Source organism: Streptomyces sp. NPDC015032, from assembly GCF_043080425.1.
Lineage (GTDB): Bacteria > Actinomycetota > Actinomycetes > Streptomycetales > Streptomycetaceae > Streptomyces.
On the sequence record NZ_JBIBVN010000051.1, the window covers coordinates 9,265 to 32,768 of the forward strand.

Here is a 23,504-nt window from a genome sequence, read left to right on the forward strand (position 1 = left end):
CAGGACGTCGGGACGCCCGCACGGGCCGGCCGGATGATTCATGATCCCTCTTCTGCGTCTCGTGGTGGAAGGGGCGTGGAGAGCCGGGTTTCTGCCGAGCCGGTCGCATCTCGTCGTTGGAACTGCCGCCGGGAGGCACAGTGTTCGCGCAGCCATTCATGAACGGCGAGTGCGGTCGGCTCCGCGTACTCCTCAAGCATGGAGAAGTGATCCCCCGCCACCTGTGTCCGTACGTGTTCCAGCGGCCAGTCGGCGCGCGCGTCATTACCGAGCAGTTCGAGCAGGGTCCTGCCCTCCGCGGCGCTGACCAGGAGAGTCGGGGTGGTCACCGGCAGCGGGCGCCAGCCTTCGAGCAACTGCGCGTACCAAGCCATCGCCGTGAGCTGATCGTCGAGGACGGGCAGTTGCGGGAACCGGTCGAGCAGCCGTCGGGTGAGCACCGACATTCCCCGGATCATGGCGGTTCCGGCCGACTGGAGCGTATCGAGCAGCACCAGAGCGGCGGGCGGAGCACCGGCCTTCTCCAGCCGCCGTACCAGCTCGTGGGCGGGCCACCCTCCGGAGGAGTAGGCGGCGAGCGCGAACGGTCTGCCGTCGAACCGTCGGAGCAGCGTCCCGGCCAGCCGGTCCGCGGCCGCTTCCAGGTTCACCGGAAGCGGCTCACCGGTGCCGTATCCGGGGATGGAGACCGTCCACACCTGGCGGCGGCCGCGGAGTGCGGCTGCGAATTTCACGTACTGGTGGGCCCCGGTGGGTGCGATGAGGGAGGACAGGCAGACCAGGGCCGGTTCCTGGTCGCCGTCCGACAGCCGCAGAGTCTCCGGCTCCGGTCCTGCTCCGGTCGCGGAGGTCGGCCGGAGCCGGGCGGCGATCGACAGCAGGTCACCGGCCTGCTGCGGGGTTCCGGTCCGCACCGCCGCGCGGAATAGCGCGGCAATGGGCTGTGCCGGTCCGGTGACGGGAAGCGCGGACGGCTCCGGCGGCCGGAACTCGGTGTCGGAGACGGCTGTCCCCGCCGCCGCGGGGTTCAGGCGAGCCAGGAGGGCGTCCACCCGAGAGCTGCCGGTCGCCATGAAGTGGCCGGCGAGTTCCTCGATGGACTCGGCGTCGAAGAGCAGAGTGGACGGAACCTCTCCGAGGTCCTCACGCAGCGCGGTGGTGAGCTGAAGGACGAGGATGGAGTCCATCCCGTAGTCGCTGAGCGGCGCGGAGAGCGCGATCCTGTCCGGCGGAATACCGAGAGTGTGCGCGGCCTGGTCTCTGAGGTATCCGGCCATGGTGCCGGCCCGGCTCTGAGCATCGCTGCCGGAGGTACCGGCTGTCCCGCCACTGGTCGGGGGCTGTGCCGGGGCGGGGCGGGAGTGCGGGGGTGCGGTGGCCTTCGGCGGAGGCTCCGGAAGCGCTCGCGGAGCAGCGGATTCCCGCTGCTCCGGCGGGGTCACTGCCTGCCGGACGATCCCATCGCTCTCGGCGGCGATGATCTGCTGCCCGAGCTCAAGAGTCTCGGGCAGCACGGAGACGACGGGGGAGAAACCTTCGCTCACCAGCACCTTCCGCCAGTTCGCGGGCGACAGCGCGGGCGAACCGGGTACGCGCAGCGCGTGGTCCTCGAAGAGCCACCAGCCCTCCAGCAGTCCGAATGTGAGATGGCTGGAGACATCGAACGCCGCCAGTTCGTTCAGCAGGAGCCACCCCCCGTCGCGCAGCGCCGCCTTCGCGTTGCGGATGGTGTTCCGGGTGTCGCGGGTCGCGTGCAGCACGTTGGCGGCGATGACCAGGTCGTAGCTCCCGCTCTCCACCCCCTGCCCGGCCAGCGGCTGCTCGGCGTCGAAGCGGGCGTAGGCGAGATACGGAACTTCCGGTCCGTACTCGGTCCTGGCGTGGTTCAGGAACGCCTTCGAGAGATCGGTGTACGCGTAGGTCTCGATGTGGTCCTGGAACGGGCGCAGTGCGGCGAACATCCCGGCGCTCGTGCCGCCCGTACCGGCGCCGATCTCCAGGATGCGCAGGCGTGCGGCCGGGTCCAGACGCAGCCGCTCCCCGACGATGGCGGCCGCGGCATCCGTCATGGCGCGGTTGTACATGTCGGCCACGCGGTTGTTGCGGTACGTGCCTTCGACGAGCGCGACGGAACCGCGCGGGAACAGGATGTCCGTGGGCCTGGTCCTGCCGGTGAGGATGTCTGGCAGCGCACGGAGTGCGGCATCGAGCAGGGCGAGCTCTGCCGCCTTGTCCGGATCCGTGGACCAGCCCTCGCGGCGCCGGTCCCACTCACGGCTGAGGACGTCCAGCGGCGGGGCCGCCGGCGGCACGATACGGAGTGCGTGGTCGAGCCAGGTGTCGTACCGCTCCAGGATTCCGGCACGGCGGCGCAGCCGGGCGACGTCGTCGCGGGACGGCGGATTACCGAGGCCGCGCAGGCCGCCGAGCGCTTCCAGGTGTCCGCGGACCATGCGCGCAAGGAGCGGATCGCGTTCGTTCCTGCGCCACGCGGCGATCGCGTGGATCGCCTCCCGTTCGGACGGAGCCCTGGTGGCTGCCACAACGGCGGCGGGCGTGATGCGGGACCGCGCCCTTCCGTGGACCGTGAGCCGCGTCGCCGGGTCGATCCCCGCGATGGCGTCGGGCTTTTGCAACTTGACGAAGCTCAGCTGACGCTGCGGCCCGCGCAGCAGCGTGTCGAGTGCCTCCATCGCCTCGGGCGGCTCGATCGAGAGGAGGCCCCAGCGTGCCATGTGTTCCCGGTGGTCTTCGGTCGAGGCGCTGCCGATACTCCCCCACCACCCCCAGTTCATCACCTTCACCGGGCACTCCCAGTGCCGGGCGAGGAACTGGGCGTAGGCGTCGCTGAAAGTGCATCCGGCCGCGTAGTTGCTCTGGCCCGCGGCGGTCGTGAACGACTGGACGGACGAGAAGAAGAGGACGAAGTCCAAGGTCTCATCCGCGAAGACCTCTGCCATGGCCACGCTGACGTCGACCTTCGCGGTGAGGCCGGCGCGCAGTGTCGCTTCGTCCATGCGCGCCACGCTCCGGTCCCGCAGGTCCAGCGCCGCCTGGATGACGCCGTGGATCCGCGGATGGTGCCGCCTGATCTCCTCGTAGGCGGTACGCAGCGACTCGGGGTCCGCAGCGTCGGCGGAGAGGTAGCGCACACTGCCGCGCCCGGTGCAGGTGCTCAGTTTCGCTGCGATCGACGCGTCCTGCGGGCGCCGCCCGATCCAGATCACGTGAGCGCCGTAGCGCTGGACGACATGCCGGGTCCATTCGGTGCCGAGCCCGCCCGCACCTCCGATCACGACATAGAGACCGCCTTCCCGGTACGCGGTCCGCTGCATGGTTCCTGGCTGGTTCGGCACCCAGCGCCGGACCAGCCACTGGCCCGCGCGGCGCACCAGAGTGTCGCTCTCCGCGCGGTCCGGGAGTGCCGGCAGCCCCTCGGGGAGGTCGGCGGTGTCGAGGTCCGTCCGGCGGACCGACCAGTTCGTGTACTCCTGCCCGAGCGAACCGAAGAGGCCGTGCAGCCCGGCGTGGGCAGGTGCTGTCGGCTCGGTGTCGTAGGTGGCCAGGGCGCTCCGCGTCACCAGTGTCACGGCGAGCGGACGTGCGTCGTGTCCCGTGCGGACGAGGGCCTTGATCATGCGGAAGGCGGCGATGACGCCGTCCTCCTGGGCCGCGGTGAAGCCGGCGGTGTCGGTCGGCAGGAGTGCCTCCTGGTCCTCCGGCGCCGCACCGGAAGCGATCCAGACGAGGTGGCCGACCGGCGTCAGGTCCCGGAGCCGGCACATGATCTGGTCCGTCGACGCGCTCGGTGCGAGGTCCCACATCGTGACCCGCGGGTACTGGCGGGCGAGCGTGGCCCGCTGCCCGGTGGTCCCTCCCACCACAAGGACCTGCCCCGCAGGCGGCAGGGCACGGGTGCCGGAGGTGCGCTCGGATACGGGTTCCCAGACCGGTGCGAACAGTGAGGGTGCCGGTTCCTTCACCCGGCGCGAGGTGTACCCGGTCATCCGGGCACAGACCTCCCCGTCGCCGTCGACGAGATCCACGTCGAGTCGGCTCAGCGCGGTCGCCGTCTCCGTGCCGTCCGCGACGCGGACGACGGCCCACATCGAGGCCGTGCAGGGGGCGAAGAGTTCGAACCGGTCGAGCGCGAACGGCACCACGGTCTCCACGGAGGCCCTGCCGTCGGCGAGTTGCAGCGCGATCGAGGACTGGATGGCCGAATCCAGCAGCGCCGGGGGCAGAACATGCCCGGCGTCGGCGGGGTCCGTCTCTGCCGGCAGGTCGAGCCGTGCCAGGACGGTGCCGGTACCGACGTGTGCCTCGCGGACGGCGCGGAGAGAGGGCCCGTGGACGATGCCCATCGCCGCCAGCGCCTCACGGACGCGCTCCGCGGACACGGATGTCACGCACACCGCACGGAGCGACGCGAGGTCGACGCGGTCGGGCCGGGCCGTGCCCAAGGGCGCTATGCGCCCGGTGGAGAACACGACCGGACCGTCGTCCCGACCGGTCTCCGAGGCGATCTCGAAGGTGAGTTCCTCGCCCTTTGCCGGCCTCACCAGGACATCGACGGTCAGTGGCGCGCCGTCGAAAGCCACCGGCCGTACCCAGGTCATGTCGCGTATCAGCAGGGGCGTTGACGTCTCTGTGCCCCAGGCACGCGCCGCAGCCTCCCGTGCCATTTCGAGGTGGGCGGCGCCCGGGAGGACGCGCTGCCCGCGTACCGTGTGATCGCGGAGGATGGCTTCGTCGCCCTTGAACACCGTCGAGGCCCGCAGTGTGCCGGGAAGGTCCGCCACCACCGACGGCCGGTGGATCGGCGGACGGTCCGGGACCGGCCGGCTCAGGGTCGTGACAGGCTGAGGCGGCAAGGGCGGCGGCCCGGCCCAGTGGCTCTCCCCGGCGAACGGGTAGGTCGGCAGCGGGACCCGGAGATGGGCCCCTGCCGCGAACGCCGCCCCGTAGTCGAGGTCGACGCCCTGTGCGAAGTATCCGGCGAGGGCGGTGAGGTCCGCGCGGTACAAATCGGCGTCCGCACCGGAACCCGTCGGGTGTGCGCAGCGGTGGAGACATTCCTCGCCATGGCTCTTCGCCGCACCGGCGCCCACGTCCGCAGCGCCCTTGCGCGTCGCCACCACTTGGCCGGTGAACGCCCTTGCTCCGTCCGGTCCTTCGCCGAGGATCCGCAGCAGCTCACTGCGGTCCGCCGCCACGCAGGCGAACCTGTGGGCGAACCAGTCCCTGCCGACGGCAAGCGTGTAGGCGAGGTCGCCCAGGTCCGGGAGGTCCGCGCGCCGGCAGTGCTCCGCCAGCCGGGCCATCTGCTGGACCAGCTGCTCACGTGAGTGCGCGGAGAGGACCACGAGATACGCGGGACGTGGCGTACCAGCGCGGGCACGGACAGCCGGAGGCGCTTCCTCGATGACGAGATGCGCGTTGGTGCCGCTCGCGCCGAAGGAGCTGACCGCGCCCCGGCGCGGTCCGCCGTCGGCCGGGGCCTCCCAGCGGTGGCTGCGCGTACTCAGATAGAAGGGGCTGCCTTCGAGACTGACGGCGGGGTTCGGCTTCTCGAAGTGGAGTGAGGCCGGGATCTGCTGGTGCCTCATCGAGAGGAGGATCTTGAACACTCCCGCGACACCTGCGGCGAACTGCGTGTGCCCGAGGTTCGTCTTGACCGAACCCACGGCGCAGTAGCCGGACTTCTCCGTACCGGCCCGGAACACGCGGCTGAGCGCCGAGAATTCGATGGGATCGCCGAGCGGGGTTCCGGTGCCGTGCGCCTCCACGAGCCGGATGGACTCGACGTCGATACCGAAGGACTCGTAGGTGTCGCGGAGCAGACGCTCCTGCGAAACGGAACTGGGCGCCGTGATGCCATTGGTCGCACCATCGTGATTGATGCCCGTGGCGCGGACCACGCCATGGATGTGGTCCCCGTCGGCCACGGCGTCATCGAGCCGCTTGAGCACCAGCACACCGACGCCCTCGCCCGGTACGAAACCGTCGGCACGGTGGTCGAAGGTATGGCAGCGTCCCGTCGCGGAGAGCATTCCGGCGCCGCCGGCCAACTCGTAGAGGCGCGGCGTCGACTGGACGAAGACACCGCCCGCCAGCGCCATGTCCGTCTCGCCCGACCAGAGTCCCCGGCACGCCAGGTCGATCGCGACGAGCGAGCTGGAGCACGAGGTGTCGACCGCGAGCGCGGGACCCTTCAGGTCGAGGAAGTAGGAGACACGGGCCGGGATGAGGGACGCCATGTTCCCCCAGAACGCCTGGGCCGGCGCGTCGTCCCCGACGACCTCCTGGTAGTCACCCTTGTAGCAGCCCACGTACACGCCGCAGCGGGTCTCGCCCAGGTGCCGGCCGGCGTACCCCGCGTCCTCCAGTGCCTTCCACGCCTCTTCGAGGAGCAGACGCTGCTGGGGATCCATGGCGGCGGCCTCGACGCCCGAGATACCGAAGAACAGCGGGTCGAACCGGTCGATCCCGCGGAGGAATCCCCCCTGTGTGCAGCGCGCGGAGCCGTCGGCACCGGTTTCCGCTAGATCCCAGCGGGTCGCCTCCGTGATGAGATCGTCACCATTCACGAGATGCGTCCAGAGGTCGTCCAGGCTGTCGGATCCGGGGAACCGCCCGCTCATCCCGACGATCGCGATCGGCGCGTGGGCGGCGGGCCGTTCCGCGGGAAGGGAGCCGGGCGTGGTCCGCGGACGCGCTTCACCGGTGACGGCCGGCGGCGGGGCGGCGGGGCCGATGTCGGCGTACTCCGCGAGCAGATGCGCGACGAGACGGTCGGCGGAGCTGTGGTCGAAGACGACGCCGGTCGACAGGTCGAGCCGGAGGGCGTCGTTCAGCAGATGGACGAGACGGACCGCGAGGATGGAGTCGAGTCCGTAGTCGGCGAACGCGAGCCCGCCGTCGACCTCGTTCGGTGACATGGCCAGCACGTGCGCGATCGTCGCGCGCACGGTGCGGGCGACCCATTCGTCACGCGTGTCGTCGGGTGCGGCATCCGATGTGCCGTCGGGGGTGATGTGCGGCCCGGCCTCTTCCGGCTGCGGTGCGGCGACGGCCGGAGTCGCGCCGGGCGCCGCCTCCCGGACCGGCTCCAGGTCCCCGACCCAGAACCGGTCCCGCGCGAACGGGTACGTCGGCAGGGATATCCGGCGGGGCGAAGCGGCTCCGTGCAGCCGCCGCCAGTCCAGCTCCACTCCGCCGGCCCAGAGCGCGGCCAGCTTGTCGTGCTTCCCCTTTCGCGCCCACCGTTCGACCAGGAGTTCCCGGAGGTCGTCGTCGGCCGAGATCTCGGCGACGGCGCCCAGGGCCTGTCCGGCCGTGCCCCGGTGAAGGCCGGGTGCCGCCACCCCGTCCCCGCTCTCCGCGTACCCGCGCAGAACCCGCAGGAGCTCGGGCAGTGAGGCGGTGGTCACCGCCAGGCGCTCCTTCATCGCCTCACGTCCTACCTGCAGGGTGAAAGCGAGATCCGCCAGGCCGACCGCTGCCCGCTCCGTCTCCCCGCGTTCGAGGAAGGCCACCAGACGGGCGGCGGAGTGCCGCAGCTGCTCCGGTGTCCGCGCGGAGAGAACGACGAGCTGCTCGCCCTCACCGGACGCCGGCCGGTCCGGGGCGGGGTCCGGCACGTACTCCTCAAGGATCACGTGGGCGTTCGAGCCGCCTGCCCCGAAGGACGAGACCGCCGCGATCCGTGGTGTCCGCGACTCCCACGGTGCGAGCGTCCGCTGGACGAAGAACGGCGTCTCCTCGAACCTGATGCCGGGGTTCAGCTCTTCCGCGTGCAGGCTCGGAACGAGCGTGCGGTGCCGGAGCTGGAGTACGGCCTTGGTGACCCCCGCGATCCCCGCGGCGGCCTCCAGATGCCCGATCACCGACTTCACTGAGCCGATCGCGCAGAACTGCCTCTCGTCCGTCGACTCTTCGAAGGCGAGCGAGAGCCCCTTCACCTCGATCGGGTCGCCCAGCTCCGTGCCCGTGCCGTGCGCCTCGACGTAGCTCACCTCCCGCGCCGCAACCCCGGCACGGGTCAGCGCGTCGCGGATCAGTTCCGCCTGGGCGGTCGGGCTCGGCACCGTATAGCCGTGGGACCGCCCGCCGTGGTTGATGCTCGTCCCGCGGACCACCGCGAGGACCTGGTCACCGTCGGCCAGAGCGCGGGCAAGGGGCTTCAGCAGTACGGCGCCCACACCCTCGCCGGGCACGAACCCGTCACCGCCGCTGCCGAAGCTCCGCACGCGGGCCTGCGAGGACAGCATGGTGGAACGGCACAGCTCCACGTAGTCGGAAGGGTGCAGATACAGGTTCACGCCCCCCGCGATGGCCAGCTCGCAGGAGCCCCGGCGAAGGTACTCGCAGGCTTCATGGACCGCCGTGAGCGAAGAGGAGCACATCGTGTCGATCGTCAGACTCGGGCCACGGAGGTCGAGGACGTACGAGGTCCGAGCGCTGAGCGAGGCGAAGGAGAGCGAGGGCACGACCGTTTCACCGGACGGCAGCCGGGCCGCGCCGTGCCGTGCGTGGCCGGACTTGGTCACACCGGCGAAGACACCCACGCGCCGCTGATGGCGTCGGGCCAGCTCCTCGCGGGTGTAGCCCGCGTCTTCGAGCACTTCCCAGGAAGCCTGGAGGAAGAGTCGCTCCTGCGGGTCCATGGCGTAGGCGTCACGCGGTGCGATCCGGAAGAAGTGCGGATCGAACGCGTCGAAGTCCCGCAGGAATCCGCCCCACTTGCTGTAGCTGCGCCCGGTGGCGACGGCTGTGGCGCGATCCGGCTCGTAGAAGCCGTCCAGCGGCCATCGGTCGGGGGGAATCTCCGTGATGGAGTCGCGTCCCGCCGTGAGGTTCGCCCAGAACTCGTCGGTGTTCTCGGCCTGCGGATAGCGCCCGCTCATCCCGATGATCGCGATGGCGTCGTCCGGCGCGGGCGGGCCGGAAACAGCGGCTGCCCCGGGTGCGTGCCGCGCCGTCGGCAGCCGGACCGCGCCGGACGGTCCGTCGGCCCGCGCACCGGGGGCCCGCGGGGTGGGGGCCCCGGCGAGCGCTCCGGCGACGGCGCGCAGCGTGGGGAATTCGTAGAAGAGCGTCGTCGGGACCACGCCGTATACCGAGGACAGCTCCCTGTTGAGTTGCACGACCATGACCGAGTCGAGGGCCAGGTCGTCGAGCGGCCGGTCGGCGTCGATGTCACGGAGGGGGAGCTTCGTGACCCGGGCGAAAAGCTCCACGACCGACCGGAGTGTCTCCCGGTCCGGCCGCCTGTCGGCCGTCTCCGGCGCAGAAGAGGCAGCGGCGGGTGGGGGCACGGATGCGGGCTTGGCCGGCTCGCCGTGGTGCACCCAGATCTGGTCCTCGTCGGCCTCGCCCAACCGCCAGGCCCTCAGGAGGGCTTCGAGTCCTTCGTCCGACTCCATCGGTACGAGACCGCGGCTGCGCCGGAGGTACGCGCGGGTCGCGTCGTCAACCGCCATTCCACCGTCCTTCCACAGCGGCCACGCGATCGCGACCGTGCGCCCCGGCCGTTCGCCCGCCGCGACGCGCGTGTTGCGGCGGGCGGCGTACTCGCCGAGATAGCCGTTGGCCGTGGCGTAGTCGGACTGACCGGGATTTCCGGTGACTGCCGTACCGGACGAGAAGACGAGAAAGAACTCGATGGGCATGTCCGCCGTGGCCCGGTCCAGGTGGACCACACCATCGACCTTCGGGGCGAGGACCTTGTCCCACTCCTCCGTGGTCTTGTTCGTGACGTACGCATCGTGGATCACGCCCGCGGCGTGCACGATTCCGTGGATCGCGCCCGTCTCCCCGCCGACTCGCGCGATGAGATGGCGTACCTCCTCCCAACGGGAGACGTCCGCGACGGCGTACTGGGCCACCGCACCGGCTTCCCGCAGCTCGGCAAGCAGTTGGCCGATCCGGGCGTCCGGTGCCGAGCGTCCGACGAGGACGAGCGTCGGGCGTACGGCTTCCCGTGCGATCCGGCGGGCGACGACGGCGCCGATGCCGCCGGCGCCCCCGGTAATCAGGTACACGCCTCCCGAACGCCAGGGTGTGCCCGTGCCGTCGGCCGCCCCGGGCACCCAGGTCCGCACCTGGCGCTCCGTGCCCCGGTGAAGAACGAGTGTGTCGTCCGCGTGCCTGGCGTTCTCCAGAACGACCGCAGCGGTGTCGTCCGCGTCGCGCTCGCCGTCGAGAGCGAGGACCTGTCCGGCGATGTGCGGGCTTTCGAGCGCCGTCGTGCGCAGAAGTCCCGCGAGCGCGGGCCCGACCGCTTCGTCGCCGTCCGCCGGTGTCACGACTTGCACCAGGGTGGCGCCGTCGTGCGCCTGCCCGGCGAGTTCCCGGACGATCTCGAAGACCTGGCGTGAGAGGTCGGTGAAGCGGGTCTCCGGGCGCCGCCTGGTGGTCGTGACGGCGTGGCAGTGCACACCCGGCAGGCGGCGTTCCATGCTGTCCCGCACGGCCGCCGGCGCTCCGCAGAGGATCACGGCATGACGCGTGTACGGGGTCCCGCCGGTCAGGTCCCGCGACGCGGGCTTCGGCGTCCAGCGGGGTACGAACAGCGTCGTCATGGCCGAAGAACCTTGTTCAGCACCGCTGTTGGCCTTCCCGGCGCTGCCGGGGAGCCAGTACCTGTCGCGTGCGAACGGGTACGTGGGCAGGTGCGCGCGCCGCGGCAGGGCCGAACCGGAAGCCCCGTACAACCGCCGCCAGTCGACCTCTTCCCCTCCGCTCCAGCGCGCGACCACATCGGCGAGGCCGTCCTGCGCCGGTCCGCTCACCGGTCCGCTCACCGGTCCGCTGATGAACTCCCGCAATTCATCAACGAGTTCCCGGCGGGAGGAGACGACCCAGCCGAGCCGTTCGGCCATGGCTTCGCGCCCGGTCTGGAGCGTCCAGCCGATCGAACGGAGTGCGGCGGGACGGGGCGTGTCCTCCAGGTAGGCGAGCAGGTTCCGCGCCCGCTCGCGGAGCTGCTGCTCCGTACGCGCGGAAAGGGGTACGGCGACCCGGTCCCCGGGGCCGTCCGCGTCCTGCGCCGGACTCGTGTCCGCCGCCTGCCCGGTGTACTCCTCGATGACGACGTGACAGTTCGCGCCGCCGAATCCGAAGCTGCTGACCCCCGCCCGCCGCGGCGCGGGCTCACCGTCACGGTCGCGGGGCCGCTCCCACGGTTCATTGGCGCGCACGATGCGGAACGGGCTGCCGTCGAGCTGAATGTAGGGGTTGATCCGGTCGCAGTGCAGGCTCTGCGGAAGGGTGCCGTGTTCCATCGCGAGGATCACCTTGAGCAGCCCGGCGATTCCTGCGGCGGCTTCCAGATGACCGATGTTGGTCTTCACGGAGCCGAGCCCGCAGGTGGCGGGGCCGTCGCTGCCCAGCTGCCGGAACGCGGCCTGGAGCGCGCGCACCTCGACGGGGTCGCCCAGGGCCGTGCCGGTACCGTGGGCCTCCACATAGCCGATCGTGCGGGGGTCTATGCCGCCCATCGCCCGCACCACGAGGTCCGACTGCGCGGTACCGTTCGGCGCCGTGAGGGAGTTCGCCCGGCCGCCGTGGTTCTCCGCGGTCCCGACGATCACGGCGAGGATCGCGTCCCCGTCGCGCTCCGCGTCGGCGAGGGGCTTCAGTACGACGGCGCCGACGCCCTCACCGCGCACGTATCCGTTCGCCTCGCTCGCGAAGGTCTTGCACCGTCCGTCCGGGCTCAGCATGCCGGCCCGCCCGGCGCTGACGAAGGTGTCGACACTGAGCAGGAGGTTCACCCCGCCCGCTATCGCGGCGTCGCACGCCCCGGAGCGGATGGCCTCGACGGCTCGGTGGACAGCGACGAGCGAGCTGGAGCAGGCCGTGTCGACGGGCTCGCTCGGGCCGTGGATGTCGAGTACGTACGAGATGCGGTTGGCGAGCATGGAGTGGGCGTTGCCCGTGGAGGTGAAAGCGTCCGGCGGGGCGCCGTGGGCCGCGAGCAGAGTCGCGTAGTCGGTTCCTGAGACACCGAAGAACAGCCCGGTGTTCGCCGGCAGGCCGGACGGGGCGTAGCCGCTGTGTTCCATTGCGTTCCAGGCCGTCTGCAGCGCCAGCCGGTGCTGAGGGTCCATCAGCTCGGCCTCGCGCGGCAGGATGCGGAAGAAGGCGGCGTCGAAGGCGTCCACGTCGTCGAGGACGGCCGCATGGTGCGGAAACTCGGCTGCCTCCGCGATCCGCGCATAGGCCGCGTCGTACCGGTCGAGGGGGAAGGCCGTGACGTTGTCGGTCCCCGCGGTCAGGTTCGCCCAGTACGCCTCCAGATCGGGTGAGCCGGGGAACCGGCCCGCGGCTCCGATGACGGCTACCGGCAGGGGCGAGTCCGTCGGTGCGGGGCGCTGTGAGCCGGCCGGCGCGACGGCAGGAGCCCCGGTCGTCTCTCCAGCCGTTGCGGTCGTCTCTCCACGGGACCGGCTTCCAGGGCTCGGGACCGGCTCCCCGGCGGGGTCCGGCGGGAGCGACCGCTCGTACGCCGCGCGCAGCGGGCCCTCGTACTCCGTGAAGAGGTGCCTGCCCAGCGAGTCGAACGTATTCCGGTCGAAGAAGACCGCGGGGGTCAGATCGATGCCGAACCGCTCGCGTACCTGCTTCGACAGGGCGATGAGCGAGATCGAGTCGAAGCCGAAGGCGTCGAAGCCGGTACGGGCGTCGAGCTCACCCAGCTCGAACTTGAGAATGCCGCCCGCCATTTCACGCAGCTCGTCCACCGCGAAGGAGATGACGCCGTCGCCGTCCTCCCCCGGTGTCCCCCGGTCCGCTGCTTCCGCTCCGTCCACCGTTCGTTCGCTCACACCCGGGTCCTTTCGCGGTCCTTCGTCATCGCCGCACCACATGTCGGAGAGCACGCCGGCCACCTGGCCGTTTTGGTCCAGCAGGCCGACGGACCCGCCGAGGCCCTCTCCATCGGCGGTCACGTCGAAGACGACGTACGCGACCGGGACGCCCCCGCTGCTCCCGTCGGTGAAGAGCCGGATCTCGTCGATCCGGTGGGGCACGGTCCGTGCCCAGTCCGGTGAGCCCTGCCGCTTCGCTTCGCACTGGAGGCCCTGCGCGATGGCGGCGAGGACGTGCGGAGCGAGGGTGACATGCGGCTTCACATGGTCCCGCTGGAGTTCGGGGGTGGCGACCTTGAGCACCAATCGCCCGTCCCGCAGGCGGAATATAGCCTCTGTGCCGCTGAGTTCCGGCGCGTATCCGATTCCGCCCTCCGCGAGTTCCGCGAGGAATTCTGCCGGGGAGAGCAGCTCTGCCCGGTCGGGCGCGAGCACACCGGCAGCGATTCCCGCGAAGGAGTTCGTGCGGGGGTGGCCTGACAGCGGCGTACGGTGCTCCTCGCCCGCCGGCACGTCGAACGCCGCCACGGGCATCCGAGTTCCCGCGGCGTCCTGCGCGAACACGAGTCCGGAGGCCCGCTTCCCGTCGGGGGTGTCGAAGACCGTCACCAGTCGGGCGGCGGTCGCCCAGTTGACCGGGCCCAGGAGGCGCAGCCGACGCACGACCGACCCGTCGGCGAATCCGGAGACCTTGGTGGCGGCGATCGCCAGGTCGATGGCGAACGTCGGGACCATGCCGCGCTTCTTGTCCTGCCGCTCCCCCGAGGTGCAGCCGTAGTCGAGGAGATCGTCCAGGTGCACGTCGAGCACGTACCGCAGCCCGTCGGCGTCCGACTCGTTCCGCCCGAGGAAGGGGTGGAGCTTGTCGCGCAGCGCGAGCGGCTCGATCACGGACGGCGCGCCCTCCTCCGGGGTGACCCAGCAGCGCACGCGCTCGAAGGGGTACCCGGGGAGAGAGACCCGCCGGGGCGTGGGTGCTCCCCCGTCGGCGCCGCGCCAGTCGACGCTCCTGCCGCCCACCCAGGTGGTCGCGAGCTTCCGAACGCCCTCGTTTGGCGGGCCACCACTCGCGAGCGCCGCACCGAGGTCCCGGTCTCCCGCCAGATAGCGGTCGACGGCGGCGAGGGCTTCCCCGGTGGTCTTCGCGAGGAACGCCCAGCGGCACGGGAGTTCGTTCTTGCCGACGCGGAGTGTGAACGCGATCGCCGCGGGGTCCGTCTCCGTGCCGGCGGCCAGGTATTCGCGGAATCGGGTGAGATATGTCTCCAGGACCGAGTCGTTCATCGCGGAGAACACGAAGAGTTCCTCTCGCCCGCCCTGTGCACCGTGCGGATCGCGGTCAGGCTGCGGGTACTCCTCCAGGATGATGTGTGAGTTCATCCCTCCCGCGCCGATCGAAGTGATCCCCGCCCGTCGAGGATGCGTGATCCTGCGTCCCTCCACGGTTGTCACGGCGGGTTGCCATGCGGCGAGCTGTCGCTGCAGACGGAACGGTGTTCGGGAGAAGTCGATGTCCGGATTGGTCACCGAGCTGTGCAGCGAGGGTGCGAGTTTCCCTTTCTGGAACTGGAGGACGACCTTGGCGACAGCGACCATTCCGGCAGCGTGCAGAAGGTGACCCATGTTCGATTTGACGGAGCCGATCGCGCAGAAATCGGTGTCCTGTGTGTACTTCTGAAAGGCCGTGGTCAGGGCCTTCACTTCGATCGGGTCGCCCAGTGACGTCCCGGAGCCGTGAGCTTCCACATAGCTGATGGTCCGCGGATCGACTCCCGCGTCGTCGATCGCCTTCTCGATCGCCCGCGCCTGCATACGCGGGCTGGGGACGGTGAACCCGTTGCGCACCCCCGCGTTGGCGAGGGCCGTTCCCTTGATGACGGCGTATACGTGGTCGCCGTCGCGCTCGGCCTCGACGAGCGGCTTGAGGACGAGGGCGCCGACGCCCTCCCCGAGAATGGTCCCGTCCGCGCCCAGGCCGAAGCTCCGGATGACATCAGAGGTCGCCGTCGTGAAGTGCTCCTGTGACGAGCTGATGAGGTTGTACGGGTGCAGAAGCAGGTTCACTCCGCCCGCCACCGCCATCCGGCATTCGCCTGCCCGGAGCATCTGCACGGCTTGGTGCACACAGGTCGAGGACCCGGAACACATCGTGTCCACGAATATCGAGGGACCGGTGAATCCGTAGAAGTACGAGAGCATATTGGGCAGCGTCGCCGTGTAGCTGCCGCTTGCCGGGGAGCCGCGCTTCAGACTGTTCTGAAATCCGTACAGGCCGTAGTGGTTGCTCATGGAACCGGCGAGTACGCCGACATCCCCGTCGTACTGCCGCTGGATCGTCTCGCGCGAATAGCCGGCGTCTTCGAGCGCCTCGACGCCCGTCTGCAGGAACAGGCGGACCTCTGGCGACATGTTCTCCGCATCGCGCTTGGAAATACGGAAGTAGCGGGGATCGAACATCTCGATGTCCCGGAGGAAGGTTCCGGTGCGGATGGAACTCTTGCCGAGGACGCTGCGGTCGCGGCTGTAGACCGCGTCGTGGTCCCAGCGTTCGCGCGGTACTTCGCGGAACTCATGGCGGCCTTCTCCGAGCACGGCCCAGAGTTCGCCGAGGGTGTCGGCTCCGGGATAGGTCCCGGAGATACCGATGATCGCGATGTCGTGGTGGTCGTCGCGCGGCCCGGGTGCGGCAGACCTGTCACGGGCGACGGGCGTGCTGCCGGTGCCGGGAGCGGAGGGTGCGGGTGCGGCGGGGGCCGGTGCGTCGTCCGTCCCGGCCGCGGGCGCTGGGGCCGACGGCTTCGGGTCTCCGGCGCTGATGATCGCGCGCAGCTTGTCACGGTGTTCCGCGATGAGGTGACCTGCGACGCCCTCGATGGTCGTGTACTCGAAGAAGATCGTCTTGGACAGCGGGCCGAAGAACTCTTCGAGCGACGCGGTCGTCTCCAGGATGGCGAGCGAGTCGATCCCGTATTCGACGAGATTGACCGTCTCGTCCAGCGTCAGGGGGTCACGGTGCAGCACCCCGCCCACGATGCGGCGCAGAAGAGCTGTCGTACGCTCCGTCAGGTCTTCCTCCGCGACGGCGGCCGCCGGCTCCACGGGCGTGGTGTCCACGGGTACGGAGTGGGGCGCTTTCGGGAGCGGGGCGGCGGCCGTGAGCGTCGCTGCGGGGCCGTACGCCACCACGGTGTGGGCGGGCGCGTCGCGCAGTACGCCGCCGAGAACCCGGAGACCGTCCTCCGTCGGGAGGGGCTCCCAGCCTCGGTCCCGGCGCATCGACTCCCGCGTCACGGGGTCCATGGACATCCCGCCGTCGGCCCACAACGGCCAGCTGATGGCTGACGTCCTCCCGCTCCGCTCGCCGATGTCCGCCAGCGCCCGGCGATGGTGGGCGAAGGCGTCCAGGAAGGCGTTGGCCGCCGCGTAGTCCGACTGCCCGGAGCTGCCGAACACCCCGGCCACGGAGGAGAAGGCGACGAAAAAATCGAGCGCGAGGCCGCGTGTGGCGGCGTCGAGGTTGAGAACGCCGTCGACCTTCGGCTCCAGCACCGCCCGGACGTCCGAGGCGTCCTTGGTGAAGAGGTACGCGTCACGGAGGACGCCCGCCGCGTGGACGATCCCGTCGATCGCTCCGTGGTCCCGTGTGATGGCGCGCACCGCACGGTCCACGTCGTCCTTCGAGCCCACGTCGACGGGGAGGTAGTGGGCCTCGACCCCCGCTTCCCTCAGCCCGCGCAGGACCGTCCCGCTCGCGGCTCCGGGCGCCGACCGGCCGCTCAGGACGACGACGACGCCCGCACACCGCCCGAAGTACCGCGCGACATGCAGCCCCAGGCCGCCGAGACCGCCCGTGACCCAGTAGACCCCGCCCGCCTTCAACGGCGGGATCTCCGCTCCTTCGCCCAGGCGGAATTCCACGGGCCGTGCCGCGTGACGGGTGCCGTCGGCCCCGTAGCGGATCTCGCAGTCGGCCGACCGGTCCGCCGCCTCTGCCCGGAGGATGTCCGCGATCCGCTCCGGCGACGCGGTGTCGAGTTTTGCGACGCGTACGACACGGCCTGTGACGCGCGGGTTCTCCAGAACGACGGTCCTGAACAGGCCGGTCAGCGGCGCGTGGTGGTGCCGTGGCATCCGCTCGTCCACCAGGACGACGAACCGGTGCGCTCCCCCGGGCTTCGACCTCACCAGCTCCGCCGCGTGCCCGAAGACCAGGTCCACCACGGACCCGACACCATCGGCGACACGACCAGGCGCGACATCGGGAAGGCGGGCGAGAGTGAAGCCGGTCGTGTCTGCCACGACGGCGGCGTGTGCGGCGGCTCGTCCACTGAGGTACCCGCGCACGGACGGGCAGGCCGTTGCCCGGTCCTGCTGTACGTCGAGGGGTGTCCGCACCCAGGGAACGGCGGCGGTGACGACGCCTGCGCCGGTTTCGCGTCCGGACTTCGCCCCGTGCGTCCGCTGGACCAGCCCGCGCAGGCCGACCTGCACCACGCCCTCGGCGTCACAGAGGTCGATGTCGAACACGTCGAGCGTGCTGTGTCCTTCGCGGCGCCTTACCCACGCCCATGTCTCCGACACACAAGCGCCGTAGACCGTGAGTTCCTCGAACGCGAAAGGCAGTGCCGGGCTGTCGGCCGGCTCTCGCGAGGTCTCCGCCAGGAGCACGAGCGAGGACTGGAGGGCCGCGTCGAGCACGCTCGGAGGCAGGACGTATCCGGCGTCCGCTGCCTCACCGGCGGCGGGCTTCCCCATACGCGCGATCAGCTCCCGCGTTCCCAGCCGGAGCTCCTTGAGCCCGCGCATGGCCGGTCCGTACTCCATGCCTCGGTCATGGAACGCCGCGTACACATCCTCCGGGCCGCGCTCCCCGGGGCAGGCCGCCAGCAGCGCGCCGAGATCGACGCGATCCGGCTCCTCCGCCCCGCCGGCCTCGACGACTCCCGAGCTGTGGACCACGGCCGGGTCCGTTCCGGTGGCGACCTCGAAAGCGAGGGTGGCGCCGTTCTGCGGGGTGAGCCGGACACTGACCTCGACCGGCGCGTCCCGTACGACGAGCGGGCGCGGCCATGCGACGTTGCGGAGCCGGACGATGGCCGGCTCCGCCGCGTCGGGCCCCGCCGCACGCACGGCCGCCGCCCGGACCATCTCGACGTGAGCGGCTGCCGGCAGCACACGGGCACCGCCCACCACGTGCGAGGCGAGAAACGGCTCCTCTCCGGTGAACGTCACGCTGTACCGGTGACCGGCGGGGCCGGAGGTATCAGCGTGAACAAGTGGATGCGCGGCGGCAGCAGCGTTCGCTGCCGGTGGCGTCGCTCCTGCCTCGACGTCCTTCTGCGGAACGCTGAACCAGTGCCGTTCGCGGGCGAAGGGATACCCGGGCAGCCGCACACGTCGTGGACGTGGCTGGGATGCGCCGTGACCGAATTGATCCGCCCAGTCCACCGCCCCGCCCTGTACCCAGCGTGTCCCCGCGGTCCTCAGCTCGGCCACTTCCTCTTCCGTGAACTCCACCGACCCGCCCAGATGGAGCTCACCCGCTGCGCGGGTGCCGTCCGTGAACTCCCGCAGAAGCGATTCGAGTTCGGCGCGATGCGCGACGGCGAACGCGACCCGGGCGGGCATGGGCTCGCGGCCGATGCGCAGGGTGTACGCGATATCCGCGAGCGCCTGCGACGGGTGCTCGCGCAGGTGGGTGAGCAGGTTGCCCGTGACCGCGCGCAGCCGCTCCGGCGTCTTCGCGGAGAGCGGCAGGAGCTGCGGGCCCCGAAGGGGCGCGTCCCGCGCCCCCGCACCGGTTTCATCGGTGAGATGTTCCTCAAGCACGACATGTGCGTTCGTGCCACCGAATCCGAACGAGCTCACCCCGGCCCGCCGTGGCCGGATCCTTCCGTCCGTCCCCGGGGCCGACGCGGCCCAGGGCTGGGTGTTGCGGATGACATGGAACGGGCTGTCCTCAAGCTTGATGAGCCTGTTCTGATTCTGGAAGTTGACGTTCGCGGGCAGCATCCGGAGTGCCAGCGAGCTGATCACCTTGGCGATTCCGGCAACCCCGGCGGCCCCTTCCAGATGCCCGATGTTGGTTTTGACAGACCCGATTCCACAGCTCGCCGGCTGGGCGACGGTGCCCTGTGCAGCGTGCAGGTTCCGGAAGGCTTCCTTCAGAGCCATGATCTCGATCGGATCACCGACGGGTGTTCCGGGGCCGTGCGCTTCGATATAGGTCACAGTCTCCGGCCGGATCCCGGCTCGTGTGTAGAGCCCTTCGATCAGATTCGCCTGTGCCGTCGGGTTGGTGACGGTTAGTGAATGGGTCCGGCCACCGTGGTTCGTGGCGACACCCTTGATGACCGCGTGGATGGGATCGCCGTCCGCGAGGGCCCGTGCGAGGGGCTTCAGGAAGAGCACTGCTCCGCCTTCACCGCGGACGTAGCCGTCGGCACTCTGGTCGAAGGCGCTCGCACGACCGGTGCGGGACAGCATGCTCGCCTGGCTGAACGCGACGAAGTGCTTCGGCGACCAGATCAGGTTGACTCCGCCGGCCAGGGCGACACCGCACTCGCCGTTGCCCAGCGCGCGTACCGCTTCGTACACCGATACGAGCGAGCTCGAACATGCCGTGTCGTTGGCGATGCTCGGGCCCTGGAAGTCGAAATAGTACGAGATCCGGTTCGCAATGATCGAGTAGGCCGTCCCGGTGGGGAAGTAGGCGTCCGTCCTTGCCCCTTCACGTTCCATCATTTCCGCGTAGTCCGCATGGCAGACACCCATGAAGACGCCCGTTTCCGTACCGGCGAGAGAACTCGCCGCATAGCCTGCGTTCTCGATCGCCCGCCAGGCGAGTTCGAGAGCCATGCGCTGCTGGGGGTCCATGCTCTCGGCCTCACGCGGCGAAATGTTGAAGAACTCGGCATCGAAGCGGTCCGCATGCTCGATAAAGCCTCCCCAGATGCTGTTCGTCTTCTGGGCTCCGAGCCTCGGATCACCGAAATACCGGTCCTTCGACCAACGCTCTGGGGGGACTTCCGAGATGAGCGACCGGCCCGCGACGAGATGCGCGCCGAGCTCCTCCAGTGTTTCCGCACCGGGGAATCGCAGAGCGAGCCCGATGATCGCGACATCATCCGTCGCGGGCGCCGGTTCGAACGTACTCATCGGATTCCTCCTGCAGCGGGGAGGTCTTGGCCGGCCGGCTTCGATCCCTGAGTTTTCCGCTGATCAATGATGGTGCCCACTTTGAAGTCGCCCTCTGCTGACGTGTCCCCGGGTATTCCCTGTCCCAGCACGAACTGCTGATTGAGGACCGCGGTCGAGAGCAGGTAGATGAAGGCCTGGTCCTCCTTCGTACTGATCTTCCCCGTGGGTGTGGCCGTGATCTTCTTGACAAGCTTCCGGGCGAACACCGGGTCGATGCCGCTGACCTTCTCCAACTCGGTCGCTGAGAGAAGAAGTTCCAGGTAGTCGGGCTGCTGCTGCTTGAAGACGGCTGCGCCGGGAGCGCGGTACGGCTGCTTCCGCCGAGTGAGACTCGATTCCGGCAGCTCACCCCGGAACGCCTTCTTGAGGATGGCTTTCTCATCGAGACCGTCATCGAAGCGCAGATTGATCGAAGCCGCCGCGCGGACGACCGCGGGATCGAGGAATGGGCACCGGTTCTCGACGCCATGGGCGAGACTCATGCGCTCTCCCTGGGTGGAGAGGAGATAACCGGGAAGCAGCGTCTTGAATTCGAGCCACTGCGCCTTCCGGACCGGGCTCAGCGCGGCGTAGCCGGGTGTCGCGTCCGTCAGGGCCATGAGGTCCGCGAACGGTTCGTCATGTCGTCTCAGCAGACGCGCGGCGAAACGGCCGTTCTGGTATCGGAGTTCGTGGGAGAAGAGACCAGGAAGCCGTTCCACGGCGAACTGCTCGAAGAGGCTCTTCATTCGCGCCCGGTTCGCGGGACCGAAGTGACTCAGCTCCGGGTGGAGGCTGCCGAGCCTGGCCATTCGCTCGTCATCCGACAGTTCGCTCCATGAAGCGCGCAGCAGCGTCTCGCGGAAGAGCGAATAGCCGAGGAACGCCTCATCGGCACCCTCACCACTGAGGATCACTTTGATTCCGGCGTCCCGCGCGTGGCGGGACAGGAGAAACATGGGGACGAACGCGGCGCGGAACGCAGGTACTTCCGCGTGATACACGGCAGACGGGAAGTTCGCGGCGATATCGGCACTCGACACGGCAATGGACGAGTGGCGAGTCCCGAGGTGCGAGGCAACGACCTGCTGACTGCTCGACTCGTCGAAGACCGCGTCATCGAACTCCACGGAGAAAGTGCGGACCTCGTGCGAAGAGAGGTCGGTCGTCAGCTTGGTCACGATGGAGGAGTCGAGGCCGCCGCTCAGATAGACACCGACCTCGACATCGCTCCTCAGCCGCATCTCGACGCTCTCGCGCAGGGTGTCGCGGACCAATGCGGCCGCCTCCCGCTCAGAACCGGTGAACGGTGGTACTTCGAGTTCGAGTTCCGCGTAGTCACCCAGCACCGCCCGCCCGCTGCGGACGGTCAGGTAACACCCCATCGGGAGCTGGCGGATGTGCTTGAAGGGGGTCCGGTCGGGCAACGGCGTCCATACCGCGAAGGTGGAGGCGAGTTCGCGGGGGTCGAGCTCGAAACGGAACCCCGGGAATGCGCGGAACGCCTTCATCTCAGAGGCGAAGAGGAATTCTCCACTCCCGCCCGCCTGGGCGCCGCAGCCCTCGTGGTCGACGTAGAAGAGCGGCCTCTTGCCGTATCTGTCACGCGCCAGGAACACGTCTCCCGATCGCACGTCCCGGATCGCGGCCGCGAACGCGCCGTTGAATCGGGGCAGACACGCCGGCCCCCATTGCGCCCATGCCTGCAGGAATACCTCTGTGTCGGAGCGAGTACGGAAATGGCGGCCGAGTCCTCTCAGTTCCTCGCGCAGTTCAATGTGGTTGTACAACTCGCCGTTGAAGCAGATCCAGTAGCGTTCCGTCGGGTCGGCCATCGGCTGGGCACCCCTGGCGAGGTCGACTACCGACAGCCGTGCTGTGCCCATGGCGATGCCGTCGTCCAGGTAGTAGCCCGCCTCGTCCGGCCCTCGGTGACGGATGAGCGACAGCATCGAGGCCATCACTTCCGGCGTTTCTCCGGCGCGGAGCGAGGGCGCGACGAAGCCTGCGATTCCGCACATGCGGGGTCTCCTTCTCCAGCGATCGTCGCGGGCTCAGCGGCCGTCGCGCTCGGTGAGCTTGTTCGCCACGAAGGCGTCGATGGCCTCCAGCGAAGAGAAGATGTTCCTGAGGAATTCCTCGTCCGTCAGCCGGAGCGAGAAGTCTCTTTCAAGAGCAGTCAGGAGCTGAATGTATCCGAAGGAATCCATCACCCCTGTCTTGAACAGATCGGTATCAGCTGCCAGTTCACCTTCGAACTCCACGAGGAACTGGTCCTCGATAAGCCTCTGTATGTGCTGCTTCCTGTCCATGTCTCACGCCCCGCTCTTGATGGGAGTGTTCTGGGTACCGGCCTTCGCGATACTTTTCACCATACGGAGAAGGGAGTCACCACCTATCTCCTCGTACTCAAGACCGTTACCGAGGGAAAGGAGGTACCGGATGCTGTCGACCCATCGCACCGGCTCCACGAGCTGCCTGCTCAGCATCTGAGGTATCGCGCCCCGCTCATAGGGCCGCCCCGTCACATTGGAGATCACAGTTGTTCTGGGCTCCGCGAACGTGAACCCCGCGAGAAAACTCTCGAATTCGGAGCGAACGGGCTCCATGTGACGGGAATGGAAGGCAGCGCTGACCCGCAGCGAGGCGAAGCGGATACCTCGTGCCTTCAGAGAGGCGTGGGCGGCACGCAGCGCGCTGTCGCTGCCGGCGATGACGACCTGGGCTTCGGTGTTGTAGGCCGCCACCTCCGCCCCCTCGACACCGTCCTCCCGCAACACGTCGAGCAGGCGCGGAGCAGAGATGTTCATGACCGCGCTCATGCCGCCGCCAGAGGCCGCCGCCATGAGTTCGCCGCGCTTCTTGACCAGCCGCAAACCCGTTTCGAAGTCGAAGACCCCGGCCGCCAGGAGCGCGTTGTACTCCCCCAGACTGTGTCCGAGGCAGTAGTCGGCAGGCGGGCCCTCGCGGCGCTCACGCTCGAAGGTATGCAACGCGTTGACGGTGAACAGGGCCGGCTGTGTGCACTCCGTCCGCGAGAGCACGTCGTCTTGATTGTCGCGACAGCGCGACACGAGGTCATACCCCAAGAGGTCGCAGGCGAATCGCGTCATGCCTGGATAGCGGCCGAAAACATCTGCGCCCATACCCCGGAACTGCGCTCCTTGCCCAGGGAAGAAAATCGCGAACACCGTGATGCCTCCAGGGTCTGCGCCGGTGGTTGGCCCACACCACGCGGCGATGCCGGTTCCGCACATGCTGTGCCACCCCTCTTGCGGTCCACTGGCCGGAATGCTGATGGCCCGACGCGATCCCTTGCCCGGATCCTTGCCTGCCGACTGCCGTTCGCTTGCCGGTTCCATCGGTATGCAGGAGAAGCACATTGCTAATTCTTTGATCGTTTATTGGCCATTCATCAACTCAAATCACGTGGCAGAACACCCACTGTTC

The 23,504-nt window shown here is 69.3% G+C and carries 4 protein-coding genes; all 4 read right to left on the reverse strand.

Annotation, left to right across the window (positions count from 1 at the left end):
• Positions 1-38: 38 nt before the first annotated feature.
• Genes ACF08M_RS37325 through ACF08M_RS37340 form a run of 4 tightly spaced genes read right to left on the reverse strand, consistent with a single transcriptional unit; the run spans position 39 to position 23,416 of the window.
• On the reverse strand, positions 39-20,033 hold the full coding sequence (locus tag ACF08M_RS37325; protein ID WP_392189750.1) for an SDR family NAD(P)-dependent oxidoreductase: 19,995 nt from the start codon (positions 20,031-20,033) through the stop codon (positions 39-41).
• Positions 20,030-22,075 carry an asparagine synthase (glutamine-hydrolyzing) gene (gene asnB, locus ACF08M_RS37330; protein WP_392189751.1) on the reverse strand — a complete coding sequence of 682 codons (2,046 nt, stop codon included), beginning with the start codon at positions 22,073-22,075 and terminating at the stop codon, positions 20,030-20,032. Before asnB ends, ACF08M_RS37325 begins: the two co-directional genes overlap by 4 nt.
• A gap of 33 nt (positions 22,076-22,108) precedes the next feature.
• Positions 22,109-22,366, reverse strand: a complete 258-nt coding sequence (locus tag ACF08M_RS37335; RefSeq protein WP_392189752.1) for a phosphopantetheine-binding protein — start codon at positions 22,364-22,366, stop codon at positions 22,109-22,111.
• Between the two features lie 3 nt (positions 22,367-22,369).
• Positions 22,370-23,416, reverse strand: a complete 1,047-nt coding sequence (locus ACF08M_RS37340; protein ID WP_392189753.1) for an ACP S-malonyltransferase — start codon at positions 23,414-23,416, stop codon at positions 22,370-22,372.
• Positions 23,417-23,504 lie beyond the last annotated feature (88 nt).

What these genes read in the sequence shown, in the direction of transcription:
- ACF08M_RS37325 (WP_392189750.1), bottom strand. Translation starts at nt 20,033, where the DNA reads ATGAGTACGTTCGAACCGGCGCCCGCGACGGATGATGTCGCGATCATC.
- asnB (WP_392189751.1), bottom strand. Translation starts at nt 22,075, where the DNA reads ATGTGCGGAATCGCAGGCTTCGTCGCGCCCTCGCTCCGCGCCGGAGAA.
- ACF08M_RS37335 (WP_392189752.1), bottom strand. Translation starts at nt 22,366, where the DNA reads ATGGACAGGAAGCAGCACATACAGAGGCTTATCGAGGACCAGTTCCTC.
- ACF08M_RS37340 (WP_392189753.1), bottom strand. Translation starts at nt 23,416, where the DNA reads ATGGAACCGGCAAGCGAACGGCAGTCGGCAGGCAAGGATCCGGGCAAG.